The 19,136-nt window shown below is 50.2% G+C and carries 17 protein-coding genes; 14 read left to right on the forward strand and 3 right to left on the reverse strand.

The window, feature by feature from the left end:
• Positions 1-8 precede the first annotated feature (8 nt).
• On the forward strand, positions 9-488 hold the full coding sequence (locus tag FE784_RS03080; RefSeq protein ID WP_139600653.1) for a DUF6530 family protein: 480 nt from the start codon (positions 9-11) through the stop codon (positions 486-488).
• Between the two features lie 78 nt (positions 489-566).
• Here FE784_RS03080 and FE784_RS03085 read toward each other — a convergent pair whose 3' ends face one another.
• A complete protein-coding gene (locus FE784_RS03085) occupies positions 567-1,661 on the reverse strand; it encodes a DUF3626 domain-containing protein (RefSeq protein WP_139600770.1) in 1,095 nt (364 codons plus the stop codon).
• Between the two features lie 366 nt (positions 1,662-2,027).
• Between FE784_RS03085 and FE784_RS03090 the strand changes: the two genes are divergently transcribed.
• On the forward strand, positions 2,028-2,531 hold the full coding sequence (locus FE784_RS03090; RefSeq protein ID WP_139600654.1) for a VOC family protein: 504 nt from the start codon (positions 2,028-2,030) through the stop codon (positions 2,529-2,531).
• Positions 2,532-2,806: 275 nt separating this feature from the next.
• Here FE784_RS03090 and FE784_RS40650 read toward each other — a convergent pair whose 3' ends face one another.
• The gene (locus FE784_RS40650; protein WP_176705925.1) at positions 2,807-2,959 is read right to left on the reverse strand and encodes a hypothetical protein; all 153 of its coding nucleotides are present in this window, start codon (positions 2,957-2,959) and stop codon (positions 2,807-2,809) included.
• A 172-nt stretch (positions 2,960-3,131) separates the two neighbouring features.
• On the opposite strand from FE784_RS40650, the gene FE784_RS42585 reads away from it, so the two are divergent.
• The 5 genes from FE784_RS42585 (at position 3,132) to FE784_RS03110 (ending at position 7,553) form a co-directional block, all read left to right on the forward strand.
• Positions 3,132-3,386: a hypothetical protein gene (locus tag FE784_RS42585; RefSeq protein WP_342779069.1), complete on the forward strand. Its 255-nt coding sequence runs from the start codon at positions 3,132-3,134 to the stop codon at positions 3,384-3,386.
• Between the two features lie 104 nt (positions 3,387-3,490).
• A complete protein-coding gene (locus tag FE784_RS42590; RefSeq protein WP_342779070.1) occupies positions 3,491-3,757 on the forward strand; it encodes a hypothetical protein in 267 nt (88 codons plus the stop codon).
• Positions 3,758-4,418: 661 nt separating this feature from the next.
• Positions 4,419-5,714: an ABC transporter substrate-binding protein gene (locus FE784_RS03100; protein WP_176705926.1), complete on the forward strand. Its 1,296-nt coding sequence runs from the start codon at positions 4,419-4,421 to the stop codon at positions 5,712-5,714.
• An 18-nt stretch (positions 5,715-5,732) separates the two neighbouring features.
• Entirely contained in the window at positions 5,733-6,686 is a 954-nt protein-coding gene (locus FE784_RS03105) for a carbohydrate ABC transporter permease (protein ID WP_139600656.1), read from the forward strand.
• A gap of 33 nt (positions 6,687-6,719) precedes the next feature.
• Positions 6,720-7,553, forward strand: a complete 834-nt coding sequence (locus tag FE784_RS03110; RefSeq protein ID WP_139600657.1) for a carbohydrate ABC transporter permease — start codon at positions 6,720-6,722, stop codon at positions 7,551-7,553.
• Between the two features lie 110 nt (positions 7,554-7,663).
• Here FE784_RS03110 and FE784_RS03115 read toward each other — a convergent pair whose 3' ends face one another.
• Complete coding sequence (locus FE784_RS03115; protein WP_139600658.1) at positions 7,664-8,113, reverse strand: DUF1569 domain-containing protein; 450 nt, start codon at positions 8,111-8,113, stop codon at positions 7,664-7,666.
• 287 nt (positions 8,114-8,400) lie between these two features.
• Between FE784_RS03115 and FE784_RS03120 the strand changes: the two genes are divergently transcribed.
• The 7 genes from FE784_RS03120 to FE784_RS03150 all read left to right on the forward strand — a co-directional run bounded on the left by FE784_RS03120 (position 8,401) and on the right by FE784_RS03150 (position 18,879).
• Positions 8,401-9,852 carry an extracellular solute-binding protein gene (locus FE784_RS03120; RefSeq protein WP_176705927.1) on the forward strand — a complete coding sequence of 484 codons (1,452 nt, stop codon included), beginning with the start codon at positions 8,401-8,403 and terminating at the stop codon, positions 9,850-9,852.
• Positions 9,853-10,271: 419 nt separating this feature from the next.
• The gene (locus FE784_RS03125; protein ID WP_176705928.1) at positions 10,272-11,579 is read left to right on the forward strand and encodes an ABC transporter substrate-binding protein; all 1,308 of its coding nucleotides are present in this window, start codon (positions 10,272-10,274) and stop codon (positions 11,577-11,579) included.
• Positions 11,580-11,609: 30 nt separating this feature from the next.
• On the forward strand, positions 11,610-12,605 hold the full coding sequence (locus tag FE784_RS03130; protein WP_139600661.1) for a hydroxyacid dehydrogenase: 996 nt from the start codon (positions 11,610-11,612) through the stop codon (positions 12,603-12,605).
• Between the two features lie 138 nt (positions 12,606-12,743).
• Positions 12,744-14,705, forward strand: coding sequence for a chondroitinase-B domain-containing protein (locus tag FE784_RS03135; protein ID WP_139600662.1), 1,962 nt, complete (start codon positions 12,744-12,746; stop codon positions 14,703-14,705).
• Between the two features lie 554 nt (positions 14,706-15,259).
• Entirely contained in the window at positions 15,260-15,727 is a 468-nt protein-coding gene (locus FE784_RS03140; protein WP_139600663.1) for a hypothetical protein, read from the forward strand.
• A gap of 717 nt (positions 15,728-16,444) precedes the next feature.
• Entirely contained in the window at positions 16,445-17,743 is a 1,299-nt protein-coding gene (locus FE784_RS03145) for an ABC transporter substrate-binding protein (RefSeq protein ID WP_176705929.1), read from the forward strand.
• A gap of 110 nt (positions 17,744-17,853) precedes the next feature.
• Positions 17,854-18,879 carry a LacI family DNA-binding transcriptional regulator gene (locus FE784_RS03150; RefSeq protein ID WP_139600665.1) on the forward strand — a complete coding sequence of 342 codons (1,026 nt, stop codon included), beginning with the start codon at positions 17,854-17,856 and terminating at the stop codon, positions 18,877-18,879.
• Positions 18,880-19,136: the final 257 nt, after the last annotated feature.

Genomic DNA, 19,136 nt, shown 5'->3' on the forward strand with positions numbered 1-19,136 from the left:
GGAGTACAATGAAAATACCAACAACATTAAAACATAAGCCCGTAGTCGTGTCGGATAACTATGAGCAGGTAGATGGCCGTTATGCCCGGAACACGGATGCAAAAGGACTGTCCCTCGGATTGGCCCAGTGGAACGATAGGGGAAAGGTCGATATTTCGGCCAAAGTATGGAGATACACGGGCGAGAAATGGTCCAGACAGTCGGAGGAGCTGCCTCTTCATCGCGTTCTCGATTTGTCCATTCTGATTTGCAGGTCCATGGCGCATTTTCGCGAAGCCTACAGATACGAGCATTTATATGATCCGCAGGAGCCTATCATCGACCGGGTGGGCCTGCAGGGGGATGCCATGACCGTGGCGGTATGTACGGATAATGACAAGATCAATGAAGACATCAAGCTGTTCAACCAAGCTTTGAGCGATGACGATGAGCTGATCGGGGAGCGGCTGCGCGCCTTATCGAGAATTTTAAAGGATATGGGGTATTAACCGTTGGTTATCCGATGCGACGGGACAACATGGCAGCGGCAGAAGAAGCCGGCATTTCAGGAGGTCTGCCGCTGCCATTCATTTAAAGTTTCGAACCGGCTTTCCGCACCTCACCAAAACATGCCACAATAGTTTTAGCTCCTGAAGCACTTCCGTATACGTTCCGCGATCGCTCCAGGCGACCGGATCGCGCTTCAAATCCATTGCGGCGGACCCGATCCTGCTCGCATCGATACAATCATCTCGTGCGATGCGCTTGGCCAAGGAAGGCATCGACGGACCTCTAAAATCCGAGGGAACTTCGTCTACCAACAGCACAAAGCCCATATGCCAATAAAGATCGATCGAATATCGCCTACATATTTGCTCCAGGGATCGCCCTGTTTGAGTGTCCTTGAAGGAAGGATCCGCTACAAGCACTTCCACGTCTTCCTTAAGCGAAATATCGCCATGAACCTGGGCTTCGATATAGTGGTTAAGATTGCGACTCGGCTCTTTGTTGGCAGGGTCGGTGATTGGCCTCTCGAGATTGACTAACAAATGACGGGCCAATTTTCTCGGGGTCAAATTCATTTCACCTAAAGCGAAATCTCGATTAAACGCCTCCTTCAAGAGAGCCGCCATTATGACGGTAAACTCCTCGTACGTCCCCTTATCCTTCGGGTCTTGATGCGAATCCGAATACGTGAATGTGCAACGTCTGGACACCTCCGGAGCCAGAAGAAAGTAGCACGATCCAAAACGCGGAGCCGGTCCGTCCGGATACAGCATTAAATCCAGTGCGCCATATTTGGGACGCTGACTGTCAGTCGAATCCTTCCGATGATAGGCCCCTCCAAAAATCCCTTTCTCCCAAAGGTCCCGTTCACCGCCAGGGTACGCCGATACGCTGCCGTTGGACAACAAGGTTTCAAATTGGCTCTTATAAATTCCATGTTCAAGCAGCGCTTCGGCTACGCTGTTCATTGTCGCCGGAACCGGTCTATCCGGATGGAAATGGAGGGCGACCTTTGCGTGCGCTTTCAGCTTGGCGACGGCCTCTTCAAATGTTTTATTCGAGAGATCGGACATTTGAAGGATTTCTTGAATCGCTCGCTCAGCTTCATTTTTTTGACTTCTTGCGTACGCGGTAATGTGCGCTATAGCCAATAATTGCGACCTTGACAAATTCATGGGCAGATGAATCTCTCCTTTGAAATTCATGATATCACAACGTTTTTCACCCGACAAAGGATCAGTCGGACACCGGCACTTTTCTACTCCTGGATAGCAATCCAGAAGAAACGCGACATATACGGTCAAGTTATAATAAGCTAGTACAATTCCAACCATAGGATATCTGCACAGAGTTAATCGAAATAGGACAAAGAAGGAAGGTAATTATGAAAACATCCCGATCAAAAGACGGCAATGTTAGCTTATGATGTATATGGAAACGGACCTGCGCAACCCCGAGGTATTGCTGCCCATACTCTCGGGCTTTCTGAAACAGTAGTCTCTTGATCTTCGTAACGCTCGAAAAATAAAGGAGGAAGTAATGTGAACAACAAAATCCAAAAAATTACACCGAACTTGTGGTTCGATACGCAAGCCGAAGAGGCGGCAAAGCTGTACACTTCCATTTTTGATAATTCCAAAATCGGCAAAATTGCTCGTTATGGAAAAGAAAGGCATGAAATCCACGGGATAACCGAAGGAACGGTAATGACCGTGGAATTTCAACTGGATGGACAACAATTCGTAGCACTAAATGGAGGTCCTCAATTCAAATTCACTGAAGCGATATCCTTTATCGTCCATTGCGAGGATCAAGAAGAATTGGACTATTATTGGGAAAAGCTGTCCGAGGGCGGAGACGAAAAGGCTCAAGTATGCGGTTGGCTGAAAGATAAGTTTGGCGTATCGTGGCAAGTCGTTCCTGCCGCATTATCCGAGATGGTAAGCGATCCCGATTCAAGGAAATCGGAAAGAGTCATGAAAGCATTGCTCCAAACGAAAAGCAAAATCGACATCAAAGCCTTATTGCAAGCGTATGAGGGGTAGGCTTGCATTAAGCTGATACTACACCCTGGTGTTACGGGCTACCGCAACGGGTATGCGCTTAATCCGTTTTCATAGCAATCAAAAGGGGAGGGAACCAATTGTTGAAGAAAAGGTTGTCCATCGGTATGATGGTGCTGTTGTCCGCATGCATGTATGGAAGTCGGGCGAAAGCGTTAAAAAAGCAGAGGGACATGCGCCTACCGGCACAAGACCTCTGCTTTTCTGTACACTAACACGAGATTACACGACAAGCCTGATGGTTATCCGTCAAATATTTATAGCTTGTCTTGTTCTTCATCCGGTGCTACCGGGATATATTGCTCTTTTACTCGGCTTTCTGCATAAGCTTGCTTATCTTCAACTGCCTCGATTGCAATTTTATCTTCCGCCAATTGTTGAAGTTTAGCTATTTGTTGGCCTTTGTTCAACAGGATCGCCTCCATTCCTTCCTTAATGTTCCCATATTGAACTGAAATCATGCAGATCTTTGTGTTGAAGGGGATTGCGCCGCAAACGTCAGAAGAGGCAGTGACAATGAATATTATTATAGTTATTTATAATGGATTAAGGTAAGTTAGTGGTAAAGGGGGATATTACAAGGTGAATGAAATACAATACAATTTGCAATTTGATAAGCTATGCGAGCTTATGCAGCTTGGTGAGTTAGTCGGTATGCCTGAACCGGTGTCGGGTGGGTTTTTACACAAAATGTATGCTATTGAAACCACCCGAGGGAAATATGCAATTAAAGCGTTAAACCCTCAAATTATGCTTAGACCAACAGCCAAACAGAACTATATCAAGTCGGAACGAATTGCCAATATTGTGGCAAATCATATACCTGCTCTGGTCTGAGAATGAATCAGGCGACATTAACAAAGATAAATTTCGGGCTTTTATAGCCGGTTATAAAAAGAGATACGGTATACTGGAAGCGAATTGGAGAACGGTATTGGAAAATGAATGGATTTTCGGGAAAATTAGGTTGGCTGGAATATAGTTTAAAACGGTCCTTACGGATTGAATGTACGAACGAAGAAGAACAGCAGATGGGGACTGAGCAAGTAACAGGAACGATAAATGCCATTAGACGTTATGCAAATAACATCTCCGAATTAGAAAAGTGGCTAAAGGATGAGATGTTAGAGAGAGCACCTCATTCAGTCGCTTTGCGAATGAATGGGGTGCTTTCTTGTGCGGATCGAATCGCATATTTTACGCAATGACTAACGAAATCTTAAGAATTCTTCATAATTTTGTTGGATGCTTCTTCAGGATTGGATTCTAAACTGTGAGTATGGAATTCATCATTGGGAGGAAGCGGTTATGGAGTGGATTTCATTCATCAAGCAATATGTGCGTATGCCGAGATTCGTAGGAGCGATCGTACCCAGCTCCAAGTACCTCGCAAACAAAATAATCGAGAACATCGACTTTCGTCATGCTCGGTATATCGTGGAATATGGACCGGGCACAGGCGTGTTTACGGACAAACTGTTATCTCACAGGAAGCAGGGAACGATAATATTGCTCGTCGAAGTTCGATCGTGTCCGACCCATAAAATGCTCGCACTTGTCCCGAATCCTGCAGATGGTGAGACAAGTTGGTTTGTTGAACGGACGGAGCTTCCTTGCTGCGAAGGGAAGCTCTTTTCACCATTCCAACGCAAGGTTGCAGCCATTCCGAATGGGAATGATCTCAAAATAAATTGTTCATCACATTAACTAAATCATTAAGATAACTATTGATCCAATAGTTGAACAGGTATATAATACAGACGAAACGGAAAATATTGTGTGATTGCCAAGATGATAGCGCTTTTACGACGGATTTTCGCTTTTATTTAACTTAATCTTTAAGATAATAAATCAATTGGAGGGATTCAAGTGAAAGGGAAAACCGGATGGAGAGTCATCGTCGTTTCATGCTTGGCATGCAGCTTGGCGGCGTGCAGTTCCGGAGGGACTAAGGATGGAGACAGTGCGAACGGTCCGTCATCCTCAGCCGCTTCCGGCAAGAAAGTCCAGCTGAAATGGTGGTATGCCGATTCCAAGCAGCAGGACGTAATCGAGAAAATAGCCCAGAAATTTAACGACGACCACCCGAACATCAAGGTGACCGCGGAAATGAACGCCGGAAGCCAATATTACACCAAGCTGCAAACCGTACTGGCGGCCAACAGCGGCCCCGATATCATGTGGATGGACGGCCCCGATTTTCCGAAGTTTCAGTCCAAAGGCTTCCTCCTGGCTTATAACGACTTGATCAAAAAAGACAATTTCAGCATGGATAACTACCCGAAATCGCTGGTCGATTTGTACTCGATAGACGGTAAAATGTATGGCATGCCCAAAGACTTCGACACGATCGGACTTTATTACAACAAAGAGCTGTTCGACAAAGAGAACGTCAAGTACCCGGACGCTTCATGGACGTGGAACGACCTGCTCGCCGCTGCGAAAAAGCTGACGCTGCAGGAAGGCGGCAAAACGGTGCAATGGGGCTTCGCGGCGATGAGCAACACGCAGGAATCGATCTATCCGTTTATGGTGCAGAATGGAGCGAAGCTGGTTAGCGCGGACAAGAAAACGACCGATATCGGCTCGGATAATGCGGTCGGAGCGGTACAATTTCTGTATGACCTGATGTACAAGGAGAAAGTATCGCCGGACGGCAAGTACATGATCGACAACAAGCCGGGCCCACTGTTCAAATCCGGCAAGGTGGCGATGATTACCGGCGGCTCGTGGAATGCCCGCAGCTATTACGATGCGCTGAAGGAGAAGCTGGATGTGGCGGTGCTGCCCAAACAGAAGCAGGAGGGCAACATCATTCACGGTATCGGCTGGACGATCAATGCGAAGACGAAAAATCCGAACGAAGCTTGGGAATTCGTCAAATGGCTCGGCTCCAAAGATGTCGCGATGATGCAGGCGAATGCGGGCGCGGTCATCCCGGCGTTCAACGGTACACAGGACACGTGGGTAAAGTCGCTGCCATATAACCTGAAGGTGTTCATCGATATGACGAAATCGTCTACGCCGTACCCGATATCCAATAACGTGGAGTGGGAAGATCCGGTCGGCGCGCATATTTCGAACATATGGCTGGACAAGGAGAAAGCGGCCGACGGCATGAAAGCGGCACAGAACGAAGCGAACAAAATTATGGCTGGCAACTGACATGGCGGAGGGATACCGATGAGAAGGGCGTTATCAGGGAGCTTGCCGAAATTGCCGTATAATTCTCGCTGGTCCAGGCTGATGCAAAATGAGAGGTTATGGGGCTATTTCTTCATCGCTCCCGTATGTATCGGACTGATCGTGTTCAGCATCATTCCGCTCCTGGCATCCTTGGCCCTCAGCTTTACAAACTGGGACGGCTCGGACGCGATCAGTCTGGTGTGGCTCGACAACTTCACGAAGCTGTTTCATGATAAAGTGTACCTCAAGTCGATCCGGACGAGCGCCATCTATGCTTGCGTGACCGTTCCGTCCTCAATCGGCTTGTCGATCGTCGTCGCCGTTCTATTGAATCGCAAGATGCGGGGCAATTTAGCTTACCGGCTTATTTATTTCCTGCCGTCGGTGACGATGCCCGTCGCCATCGCAGTCGTATGGAAATGGCTCTACAATTATGACAGCGGTATGATTAACTATGCGCTCAGCCTCGTGGGGATCCAAGGTCCCCACTGGTTGGCTGACGAGCATGTCGTGCTCTGGAGCGTAATGATAATTGCCATATGGACGGCGATCGGCCATCATATGATCATTTTATTATCGGGACTTCAGGGCATTCCCGAATCGTATTATGAAGCGGCGGCGATTGACGGAGCAACCGGCATTCGCCGTTTCTGGCACATTACCGTGCCGCTGCTGACGCCTGCCATATTTTTCGTGCTCGTCACCAGCATGATCGGTGCCTTCCAGGTATTCGATCTCGTCTTCATGCTCACGCCGGTTACGGCCGGCGGCGGAGCGGGCGGCGTATTGCAGGATGCGACGCGTACGGCGGTGTTTTCCATTTACCAGAACGGTTTTCAATGGTTTAAAATCGGTTATGCCTCCGCGCAAGCGTGGGTCATGTTCGTAGTAATTTTCATAGTCACTATGATACAGATGTATTTGCAGAGGAAATGGGTTCATTACGAATAAGCGATTGCCGGACGAAAGGAGGACGATGAACCGATGGGCGAGAAACATACTGGAATTTTGGCGCGACTTAGCATCCATCTATTTTTGCTGATCGGCGCCGCAAGCATGCTGTTTCCGTTTTTTTGGATGATCCTGACCTCGATCAAGACGAATGCGGAAGCCGATCATATACCGCCGATCTGGTTCCCCAACGAGCCGCAATTCTCGTGGTACTTGGACATATTCGAGCGGATTCCGTTCGGTCAATATTATATGAATACGATTGCCGTGACGGTCGGCCGCACGTTGCCGCAAGTATTTCTATGCGCGATGGCGGCGTTCGGATTTGCTCGGCTGAAGTTTCCGGGACGGGACATTATCTTCGTATGTATCTTGGCGATTTTAATGGTTCCTTCGCAGGTACTGCTCATTCCGCACTTTTACCAGGCAGTGTTGTTCGGTTGGGTGGATAGCTACAAAGCGCTCATCATTCCCGGCATCTTCTCCGCATACGGCACGTTTTTGCTGCGCCAGTTTTTCCTTTCCTTGCCGAAGGAGCTGGAGGATTCTGCGAAAATCGACGGATGCAGCTATTGGACGATTTTTTGGCGCATAATGCTGCCTCTGACGATGCCCGGGCTGGCCGCTCTGACGTTTTTCTGCATATTGTCCAGCTGGAACGACTTTATGTGGCCGATGGTCGTGACGAACAGCGACAACATGAAGGTGCTGTCGGTAGGGATCAACTCCCTGCAGGGCATATACGTATCCGAGCAGCCGCTGCTCATGGCGGCATCCGTTATGGCTACCGTGCCATTGCTCTTATTTTTCCTACTGATGCAGCGGTTTATCATTAAAGGAATCGCGTTTAGCGGAATCAAAGTGTGAATACATGGGACGAAGGAGAAGGAATGGAAAAAAGGGCGGTGCGGCTTGATTGCTGCGCCGTCCTTTTCCATGTGCAGCCAGCTGCAGAAAGAAAATAAAGTGTTAAATGACTAAACTCCAAACTGTTTTAAATGATGGTCCAGGTGCTTGTAAATTCCTTTTCCCCATTGCTCCGAGGTAAGTTTTCCGAAAAATGGGTGGGGATGCGTTGTACACCTCTCCGGCCCATTATTTTGGAACGCTATAATAGATTGTTTCAATATTTCTCTTTCCTTTTCAAATTCTCTTTCGTCTGCAATTAATGTAGTTGGAATAGTGGACATATTGCGGGTAAGCGGCTTGTCATTGTAAAAAAGCGGTTTTACAAACGTTCCAATTAGTATCCCTAACCAACCTCTGATAGGGAAAGAATTTCCCAATGCAATGTCTTGGAACGAAGAGCAGTGAGCCAGCATTTGGGCGACATCCATTTGCCCCCATTGCGGTTGTGAATCAGGGCTTAATTTGTCGATGCGGCTTAAAATTTCCCTTGTATGTATAGGATTATAAATATTTTTCATTGTGGCAAATCCCCCATTTGCATTTGGTTTAGGCCGTATTTTTAAACACTTTATTCCACTATAGCTTATGCATTTTCATTGATTTCTTTTCGATTGCTAAGTTTTGATCCTATTCAACTATATATTTTACTATTCCCGGTCGAGATGTCCAATCGGATATCGAGGATGCGGCCGTGAATACGACTGTCTTGCCCTCGTTCTTGCCTGTGCATTTCAGGTATATCTGCGTTATAATGAGAAGCGGATGCGAACGATTGGACATTTGAATGGATATGAGGAGAGCTTACATGAAATCTAGACCTGCGCGCAAAACGTTCCGTCAGCGTCTCGAGCATATGGTACAAGAACTGCGTAAAGAGATTGCGGCGGGCAGCTTCAAGCCGGGACAGTTTTTGCCTTCGGAGGAGGAGCTGGCCAAGCTGTTTCAGCTGAGCAACAAATCGGTCAGACAAGGGCTGCACGTACTCGTCGAGGAAGGGTTGATCGAGAAGCTGCCGCGTATCGGCAACAAGGTAACCGAAGCAGCCGGAACGGTCAAAACGGCTGTTACACTTGCTTGCCGCACCGTGCTGATCGAACAGGCGCGGCTGGATTTGATTTTGGAACGCTTTCGCGCGAAATACCCGCATATCGAAGTAAAGCTGATTACGCTGGACTACAACAATTACACTCAGGCGACCAAGCAGCTGATGGAAAGCAAGGCGCTCGACATCATCATGCTTAACCATATGGATTTTATGCAGATGGCGGAATGCGATGGACTGGAGCTGTTGGAGCGTTTTCCGCCCGATCCGAACGCGTACCCGTTTCTGAACGACCTATTTATGCAGGAGCAGCAATTGTGCGCGAAGCCGTTCGCTTACTCGCCCGTTATTCTCTGCTACAACAAACGGCATTTTCAGCAAATGGGTATGGCCGATCCCGACAGCAGCTGGACATGGGATACCGTCCAAAGTCAGGCGGAACTGCTCTCCAACCGCGACCGGTACGGATTTTATTTCAACATTTTGTCGGATAACCGCTGGCTTGTGTATTTGCTGCAAAGCGGGCTCACGTTCGCCAGGGACGAGCGGGGACGGTATACGTATTCGGAGCAGAGGCTGAAGGAATGCTTGCGCGTTTGCCGCAGTCTGATCGCGAACAAAAAGTCGTTCCCGAGCTACATGGCGGAAAGCGAAAGGGATGTGCAGGAGTTGTTTCTGCAGGAAAAAGTGTCGATCGTCATGACGACCTATTTCGCCCTCAACAATTTGTCCGGCGCGGCATTCCCGTACGACATCGCTCCACTGCCTTATACCCATGCGCCGGCAACGCTGCTGCAAGGTATAGGGTGGGCCGTAAACAGGCTGTCCCCGGAAAAGGAAGCGGCCAAGCTGCTCGTCGATTTTCTGACCTCCCACGAAGGACAGACGCTGATAGAACGACATACGCTAAGCTTGCCGGCGCTGAAAATGGCTGAGACGGAAACGAACGATACCGCCGAAACCGAAAGTGAATCCTTATCCGGATCGCTTCGCAAACCTACACGATATCAACTGTATAAGGAAATCATTCCTAGCTTCACGCCGATTTCCGACCTCAACTTGCCGCTCGCCAAGCTGACGCAGTTGAAGCAATGTCTGAAATATTACTGGTTTCAAATGGAGGACGAGGAGCAGGCGGTTCGCAGAATCGAGGAAATGCTGAACGCCCCCTTGTCTACCGATTCGTACCGGACCGTTCAAGCGCTGCCGGGTTGAACGCGGAAATGCGATTACTTGCCGTTTTGAACGGCAAGTATTTTTTGTCGTTCAGGAAAATTGCGCGAACCAAATTCTGTTGTTAACAGGGGACATTATGGCAATCAGTAGCGCATTTTATAATGTATATCAAATGTATAATATTCTATTGACACTACTTTATTGGCAGTGATATATTTTATTTGGTCAAAGAAATAACTCTGTTATACATTAGATTAAGCCAATCCTGCTGATTCGACCGTTCGACATTCCGTTCGCGTTCCATGCTTGCCGGACATGATCTGTTTCTACTCTCGAATGAAAGCGCATTCTGGAATGCGTGCCGAATCGGTACGCGCAAACGAACAATCGGCATAACAATTTGGTTGAAAATGTGCAGAGTACCGCTTTGTCCATGTCAATTTAACTGGGGGATAGCAATGAAAACGAAAAAGTGCATGTTCATCGGTTTAATCGGGTTAGTTTCGCTGTCGGCGTGCAGCAAAGGCGACTCGGGAGGTCAGGGGAGTAAAGAAACGGAAAAACCGAAACAACCGTATACGATGATGATCCATGGCGGAGGCGTGTCGGCGGAGGAATTCGATCAACGGTTCAGGTCGGTGATTGAAAAGAAGTTCCCGCACATTACGTTCGAGTATGCAAGCAACGGCAAAGGGACAAATATGACCGATCTGGTCTCCGCCGGCAACGTTCCCGACATCGTCCGAACCGACACCCCGACGCTGCGGACGGGTTATCTCGATCTCGGTCTCGGTTACGATTTGACCGAATTGGTCAAATCGTTCAACTACGACACAAATCGCTTCAACAAAATATTCATGAACGAAATTTACGAGGCAGGAGGCTCGAAGGCGTTATACGGACTGCCGGTTCCCCCGTATTTTCCCCACGTGCTGTACTACAATAAAGATATTTTCGATAAATTCGGCGTTGCGTATCCGAAGGACGGCGTGACCTGGGACGAGGTATACGAGCTCGCCAAAAAACTGACGCGCACGGACAACGGTACGACCATTCGCGGATTCAGCTTTAATGCGATGTCCGCGCTGCGCGACAATACATATTCGTTGCCGATTTTGGACCCGAACGAGGACAAGCTGGCGAATATGGATCAATGGAAATCGATCTTCGACAACTTCAAGCGTTTCTACGAAATACCGGGCAACAAGCACGAGAAAACGGTGTCGCTTGAAAACACCGCCTTCAATAAAGGAAATGTGGCTATGCAGGCGAACCAGCACAGTCCCTACCTGAACCTGCCTGCGGAGCTTAACTGGGACTATGTCGCCTATCCGACCATGCAGGGCGGCCTCAAGCTCACGCCCCAACGCGGTCCGGCCTATTGGGCCATCTCTCAGACGAGCAAGCATAAGGACGAGGCGTTTGAGGTTATCATGGAGATGCTGTCCGACGAGGTGCAGTTGGCCGACTCCAAGCGGGGCATGCCTGCCACGGTGAACAAGACGGAGATTCACGACGCTCTGGGTCAGGACAATCCGGTTTTTAAAGGGAAAAACATGAAGGTGATCCAATACTATCCGCCCGCCTCGTATTCGCCCAAACGGAAAAACGGTCTGGTCGACGTTCCTCTGGCTACTCAACAAAGAGTGATCGGAGATACATTCGTCGATCTTGTAAGCAACGGGACTGACGTGAACACGGCTTTGCGCAAGCTGGATGAGCAGCTGAAGACGGAGCTGGCAAACGAAAAGGCAAAGGCGAAATAAAGATGAGGAAGCATCCGAGGAGAGAGACACGTGACCATTAACATAGCCATACTGCCCGAACCGAAAGTCCAGCATAGAATTTTTGCCGATGCGCATTGGAAGCAATGGGAAGCGCTCGGGAGAGTGGCCATCAACCGGCTGCCCGGCCGGCCGACCCCCGAGCGCGTAAGAAGCGTAATCGAAAATGCCGACATAGCCGTAACTTCATGGGGCTGCGGTCCGCTTGCGGGAGAGATTTTGGACTGCGCTCCACGATTGCGTGCGGTCATCCACGCGGCGGGTACCGTCAAAGGGATTGTCACTCCCGAGCTGTGGGAGCGAGGCATTCGGGTTTCGAGCGGCAATGGGGAGCTCGGAAGAGGGGTGGCGGAGACCGCCTTGGGCATGACGATTGCCTCGCTCAAAAACATGTGGCGCTTAACCGGCTCGACCCGGACGGGAAGCTGGTCGGAAGGAAAAGAACAGGTGCGAGAGCTGTATCAAGTGACAATCGGCGTTGTAGGGGCGGGGAAAGCGGGCGGCCATTTCATCAAGCTGCTGAAGCAGTTCCACGTCGACATTCTCGTCTTCGATCCCGGACTTACCGCCGAGCAGGCTCATGCATTGGGGGCGACCAAAACCGAACTGGACGATCTTCTGACGCGCAGTGACGTCGTTTCTATTCACGCACCGGCTATACCGGCCACTTACCGGATGATAAACGCGGAACGATTGGCCCGCATGAAGGACGACGCGATTCTGATTAATACCGCGCGCGGCTCGATTATAGACGAAGCGGCGCTGCTTGACCAATTGCGCCAAGGCAGATTGTTTGCCTGTCTCGATGTAACCGATCCGGAGCCGCCGGATCCCGACCATCCGCTGCGTAGTCTGCCCAACTGCGTCATTACGCCCCATCTGGCAGGGGCGGTCAACAACGGCGCCAAGCGGCTCGGACAATTCGCGATCGACGAAGCAAAGCGACTGATCTCCGGCGAGCGGCTCGATGGCGAGGTAAGGCCAGAGCAGATGAGCACCATGGCTTGACTCACATAAGCAGTCCATGCGCATCCCGCCGAGATAAGCGTTCCTCGGCAGGATGTTTGCGTAAACGGGAGGTGGGGGGATGTGATGCCAGACGGCCCTTGCATTGCCAACAAAATATAAAACCAGGGAGGGATACGCTTGCCCAGTCTACTTGCTTGCACGACCGCAATCCGAAATGCACTGTTTGTCGTTTTGTTTATGTGGATCGGCTTCGTCATATTTAGTCCGCAAGCCAAGGCCGCAGACCACTACGTCGCTACGCCGAGCCAACTGACGACCGCTCTCGCCGGCGCGTTGCCGGGCGACACGATTACGATGCGAAACGGCACGTGGAGCGACTTGTACTTACGCATTAACGGCAATCACGGTACGGCTGCAGCGAATATTACACTGCGGGCGGAAACGCCCGGTGAAGTGTTTCTGACCGGGACGTCCCGTCTGCGTATCGGGCGAGATTATTGGGTGGTCGACGGACTTGTTTTCAAGGACGGCGCCCTAGGCTCGGGCATGGGAGACGTGATCGAATTCCGGGACGGATCGAGCCGCCTCGCCAACCATTCCCGGCTGACGAATTCGCAAATGCTATACTTCAACCCCGTTGACGATACGGCATACAAATGGGTATCCCTGTTCGGTCAATACAACCGTGTCGACCATTCCCATTTCGAAGGAAAAAGCAATCCCGGGGCACTCCTTGTCGTATGGCGGTACGGCGATACGTCCGATCACGAGGACCATCATCGGATCGATCATAACTACTTCGGGAAAATCCCGCCGCTCGGTGCGAACGGGGCGGAGGTGATCCGGATCGGCACGAGCCAGTATTCGCGAGGAGACTCGTTCACGACCGTCGATTACAATTATTTCGAGGAATGCGACGGCGAAGGGGAGCTGATCTCGGTCAAAGCCGGACGCAACAACATCCGCTACAATACGATTTTCAACTCCGAGGGCGGAATCGTTCTGCGGCACGGAGACTACAGCAACGTGAACGGCAACTTCATCTTCGGCAACAACTATTCCACGCTTTCCGTAGGCATCCGCATCATCGGGGAAGGGCACAAAATTTACAACAACTACATTTCCGGCATTTCCGGCACTCCGTCCAGCTCCTTGCGCGGAGCGATCATCGTCATGAACGGGGACGCGGATTTCGACGAGGACGACAGCGACGGAACGTTGCTGCTCCATACGTACAAGCCGGTCCGAAACGTAAAGATCGTCAACAACACGCTCGTCCATAACGGAAGAAATATTTTGATCGGCTCGGGAAGCTATTCGGTGCCGCCGGATCAGCTGACATTCGCCAACAATCTCGTATACAGCCCGAGCGGTACGGTGTTCATTCCATATTCGACGGCGACCGGTACGATTTATGAAGGAAATATGATGCTCGGCGCATCGTTTGGCCTGTCGCCCGTGCCGCCAGGCATCGACACGTCGTCGGACCCGTTGCTCGGATTAAGCGCTCTGAACCTGTATAGACCGTCCTCGGCAAGCCCGGTTGTAGGAGCGGCCGGAGGGACATACACGTTCGTGACGGAAGATATGGACGGTCAAAGCCGGACAGGCGCGGCGGATATAGGAGCGGACCAGCTCTCCGCGGCAGCGGTCGTACGCAAGCCGCTCGCTCGCGGCGACGTGGGCCCTGTTTGGCTGATCGCGCCAACCTACTATGCCGATCCGGCCAGACCTTACTATTATTTGGAAGCGGAAGGGTACAGTTCCATAAGCGGCGGTTTCTCGGACGCGCTCTGCGATGTTTGCTCGGGAGGAGCTTACAGCCACGTACCCGACGGCAGCGGCGGAGCCCCGGCGACCGATGTTCTGAATTACAGGATCGAGCTGACGACAAGCGCAACCTTGTATGTGCATTTGCTCTCAAGCGGAATCGACACGTCGTCGGACAGCTTTAATGTTTCGGTAAACGGTTCGGCGTACCAGACCGTCGCCACGACAAGCGACGGAAGCTGGATGTGGAAGCGGCACGCGACGCCGTTTTCACTCGTACCGGGCTTGAATACGATTTCGATCCACTTTCGCGAGGACGGTACGAGAGTCGACCGTTTGGCCTTAAGCAGCTTCTCTGCGGCGCCTTGAAGCGGCTTTCGAAGCCGAGTGTGCAGATAGCATGACCGGCAACGATGCTGAAGCGGCTTGCGAACAGGCCGCTATCCCGAACCTGGAGCCGGTCCTCGCGGAAGCGCTGCAAAGGGCAACGCGACGGTTACTGCCTTTACCGGGTCGGTTCGGGCGACTACAGATTCGCCGCACTTATCGGGTTGGGGAGTCTTCTGGAATGGATGACCATCGATAAAAACTAATAAATGGGATTATTTGAAAGTCGCTCCTTGAGCGACTTTTTTTTGTGCGAGCGCTTAACCAGCTTTTATATGCTCTCGTGCTTCCGCTAAATCGCGGTCGCACATCCGCAAGTTGCTTGGGAGTATCGAACTACTTGGGTACATCCATTACAAAATTGGTGACATAGAATCACTAGCGGAAAGGACGGAATTCCCCTAAGATGATGGAGGCAAAGAACGGTCGAACGACATCGAAGCTACGTGTCCCTTCGCGATGTTAGCCGGTAATGCCGCAAAGAAATGCATTTCTGACCGATGAGTTTGGGAACAGAGGAGAGGCAGTGACAGATTATGACTAATAAACGCTATATACTTATAGCCTTAATCGCGTTGGCGGTAACGATACCGGCCACCGGTTGCGCCGGAGTCGCGGTGAAAGAAAGCACGGAGGACAAGGGCAGTGTGACCATCAAGACGGATGGGGGAAAATCGGTTACGCTTTCCAGCGAAACGGAGATTCCCAAGGGCTTTCCGACGGATATTCCGCTGCCGGTTGAAGTTGGCGTAGTCTCGTCGTTAAAAAGCAACGACTCTTACACTGTAGCAATCGAAACGAAGCTGCCCATGGATAAGGTCGTGAAGCTGTACCAAGATTACGCGGACAAGGCCAATTACAAGGAAGTGTTCAAGATGTCGGAGGAAGGCTTCTACAAGTACTCGGGTTCGAAAGGTAACGAGCTGTTTGCGTTTAACTTCCAGCTTGACTTGGACAATAAAAAGACGGTGACCGGCACTCTCGTGTACGAGAAGAAGCCGTAGTTGACGCGACCGGCAACGCATTTCGTATACATGCTGTTACAAATCACCCCGGATTCAAATCGGCCTGGGGTGGTTTGTTTTGCATTCGGCAGGGAAGTCAGCTTATGCCGGAATGAAAGCGTACCATATTGTAGACATACAACAATAATATTGCTATAATGACCTTACAGCTCGAGTAACACGTGTTATAAGAAAATTCATACGGTTTCGGGGGAGGCAGAGTACGAAGCTTGCGGGGCAGATTTTCGTGATCAGCAGGCTTTCGAAAACACGGCGTTATTTGAAACGGTTAGTGCAAGAGGTAGGTAGAGGGGGAGTAACGGTTCGGCTGCTGTGAACGACTTTTCAGGCAGCCCGGCTGAAGGGGAAGGAGTACGGAGGAAATGAGATCCGATCAGAAACGGGTTATGACGATCGGAGTGCCGGCACATCCAAACGACTTCGCAAAGTCGTCGACATCGCATCGGATTACGATCGAGAAAGCGCTATACCCATCTTGCACGTTCTACTCTAACATCTTGCGGATGGGGTAAGAAGCGGATTGTGCGAGACGAAGCGACAGGAGAGCGCGACAATATCGAGGATCGTCAAGGAGCATGCCGAAAAGAGTCATAAAAGTCCACGCTGCGGAAACCGAACTATCCGACGGGGATGACTGGAACCGTGCCGGAAGTCAACGTACTCAAACAAGTCAAAACTAAATGGAGGGACACGAGAATGATGAAACATCGATTGTTAACGATAGGCGCCGCTCTCGTATCGATTGCTGTCATAGCGGGATGCGGAGAAAAAGCTGCGGATAAGACCGCCGAAAAGGTCGATCCGGTCAAGAGCATCAGCACGGAACCGGTTACGCTAAAAGCGACTTCCAGCGGTATTTCGATTGATGAGAATTACCTCAATACGATGAAGGACCTGATCAAAAAGCATCACCCCAACATCACGTTGGATTTTATCCAGCCGGGGAAGTCCAATGAATTGACGGATATGATCGCCGCCGGCAATACGCCCGATCTTGTGTTCACTCATACCGGTATGATCGTTCCCCTGCAGGCAAACGGGATTTTGTATGATCTGAATCCGCTGGTGAAGCAGCATAAAGTAGATTTGAACCGATTTGATAAGCCATATTTGGACGACGTCTACATGACTTCGACCAAAGGCGAATTGTTTGCGCTTCCACTTTATTCGAAATATCATGCGCTATACTATAACAAGAGCTTATTTGATAAATTCGGCGCTCCTTATCCAAAAGACGGTATGACGATGAATGAAACGGTCGAGCTGGCCAAGCGAGTGTCCCGAGTTGAAGGGGCGACTACTTACCGGGGATTGAATACGGGCAGCAATATTATATGGATCGCCCAGCCTTTATCCTTATTTACCGTCGACGGCGAAAAACCGATCGTGAATACGGACGGATGGAGAAAAATGTTCGACTTTGGCAAAACCATTTATTCCATACCCGGAAATAGCTGGACCAGCGTAAGCCCGAGGACGCAGTTTTTGAAAGAGCAGACGTTATCGATGTTCCTTTTCCAAAATTTGCTTGACGAATTAAGCACGCCCACTCAAGAAGGCTTGAATTGGGACGTAGTCCAATATCCGAGTTTTCCTGAAAATCCGAACGTATATCCTTCTTCCAGTACGGATGTTGTCATGATTACAAGCACCAGCAAATATAAGGAACAGGCTCTTCAAGTGCTCAATGTTCTTACATCGGATGAAATCCAGCTGATGCGATCGCGTCAAGGGGTTATCACGGTACTGAGCAACCCGGAAATAAAGAAAGCCTTCGGCACGGAGATCAAATTTGCGGAAGGTAAAAACTTGCCGGGCATACTGAAAAGCAAGCCCGCTCTGTCTCCTCCCATTTCGGCCTACAGACAGGCGGCGGAAGGAATCGTCAGAAGGAAATTCGAAGATTATTTGAATAATGTCGCGGACGTAAATTCCATCCTGCGGATGGCCGAGGAAGAAATCAATAAATTGATCGCCACGGAAAAAAGCAAATAAATCGGCACGATCCATACGTCTCTGCGTTGCTTCTTCAAACACAGCGCATGCCTCCCTTTATTTGCCCTATTTAATAACACGTGATATCCTTGTGGTGGGAGGTGTTCGATTTGAAGAAGCGCGTAACCAGCTTTGACGTCGCCGAGAGGGCAGGGGTTTCACGAAGCATCGTTTCCGCCGTCATTAACGGTACGAAAGGGATCGGCGTCAGCGAAGAGAAGAGACGCATTGTTCTCGAAGCGATTAAAGATTTAAATTATCAAGTCGATGCCAACGCCCGCGGAATGAGAACGGGGCGCAGCCGGTGTCTGGCCGCATATGACAATTTTGAAAGCAAGTTTTTCTTGCCCATATTGCAAGGGTTGAAAAACGTATGCACGAAAGAAGGCTATTACATTCTCCTTTACGATTCCGGAGATGCCGAGAAAGATCGCGAGGGACTTGTCGAGATGTATTTGCAGCGCCGGATCGACGGGATCATCACAAAGGATTCTACCAGCTTCGTCGATTCGGACTGGGCTCATGAAATTCACAGCAGAGGCGTTCCCTATATTTCCGTCGAGGGGTATCCGGAAAACAATCAAGTGCCTTCCATCCTGATGGATTATGCCGGCAGCATTGTAATGGCTCTCGATTATTTGCAGGAACGGGGCACTCCGCCCCCCCTCTATATCGAAATGTATACCGGTCCTGCCTACAGCCCGAATTGGGGAGATCGACAGCGCCGGACTTCATACGAAAACTGGATGAGCATCCGTGGACATAAACCGCAAGTAGTATCCGTACAAGATGACAGCTGGGAGCAGTGCGGCGCTCGGTGGGTAGAATGGCTCCGCGCCCAAACGTTGCCGATAACGCTATTAACCAATTGGTCTCGCGGCTCCATTAATATTTACAAAGCCGCTTATCAACTGGGGCTTAGGGTCGGAAAGGATCTGTTTGTGATGGCGGCGGACAACACGGAGCAGGTGAACGAGCATCTGATCCCTTCTTTGACCGCTGTCGAAGTTCCTTATGAGAAGATGGGGGAGCTTGCAGCCGAACGGATGCTGGAATATATCGAAGGCTCGCGGAAGCTATCCGACACGAGCAGCATCACCGTTTCGCCCAAACTGATGCACAGGGAGAGCACTTAGGCAAAATTAAGGGGGAATTCCCGAAAGCGGAGTAGTCGCCTTCGATGACCGTTTTCGCTTTCGGGAGGCCCTATAGGGAGAAGCAGAATGATGTGGTGGACAGTCGAGAAATTGGAGGCGCGAACGAACGAATTAGCCGCCTTTCGGTATACGAAATTGGAATTGACGAGTTTGCATTTCAGGAGGATGTTGCAGGGGATATCGGGGCATACCCGCCGGATTCGGGAGAGTGGCGGACGATCCGGCTAGGCGATATT

It is taken from the genome of Paenibacillus hemerocallicola (assembly GCF_006265175.1).
GTDB lineage: Bacteria > Bacillota > Bacilli > Paenibacillales > NBRC-103111 > Paenibacillus_AB > Paenibacillus_AB hemerocallicola.

Bases quoted from the DNA above. Each gene is read 5' to 3' on its own strand.
- FE784_RS03080 (WP_139600653.1), top strand. From the start codon at position 9: ATGAAAATACCAACAACATTAAAACATAAGCCCGTAGTCGTGTCGGAT.
- FE784_RS03085 (WP_139600770.1), bottom strand. From the start codon at position 1,661: ATGAATTTGTCAAGGTCGCAATTATTGGCTATAGCGCACATTACCGCG.
- FE784_RS42590 (WP_342779070.1), top strand. From the start codon at position 3,491: ATGAATGGATTTTCGGGAAAATTAGGTTGGCTGGAATATAGTTTAAAA.
- FE784_RS03105 (WP_139600656.1), top strand. From the start codon at position 5,733: ATGAGAAGGGCGTTATCAGGGAGCTTGCCGAAATTGCCGTATAATTCT.
- FE784_RS03110 (WP_139600657.1), top strand. From the start codon at position 6,720: ATGGGCGAGAAACATACTGGAATTTTGGCGCGACTTAGCATCCATCTA.
- FE784_RS03115 (WP_139600658.1), bottom strand. From the start codon at position 8,113: ATGAAAAATATTTATAATCCTATACATACAAGGGAAATTTTAAGCCGC.
- FE784_RS03120 (WP_176705927.1), top strand. From the start codon at position 8,401: ATGAAATCTAGACCTGCGCGCAAAACGTTCCGTCAGCGTCTCGAGCAT.
- FE784_RS03125 (WP_176705928.1), top strand. From the start codon at position 10,272: ATGAAAACGAAAAAGTGCATGTTCATCGGTTTAATCGGGTTAGTTTCG.
- FE784_RS03140 (WP_139600663.1), top strand. From the start codon at position 15,260: ATGACTAATAAACGCTATATACTTATAGCCTTAATCGCGTTGGCGGTA.
- FE784_RS03145 (WP_176705929.1), top strand. From the start codon at position 16,445: ATGATGAAACATCGATTGTTAACGATAGGCGCCGCTCTCGTATCGATT.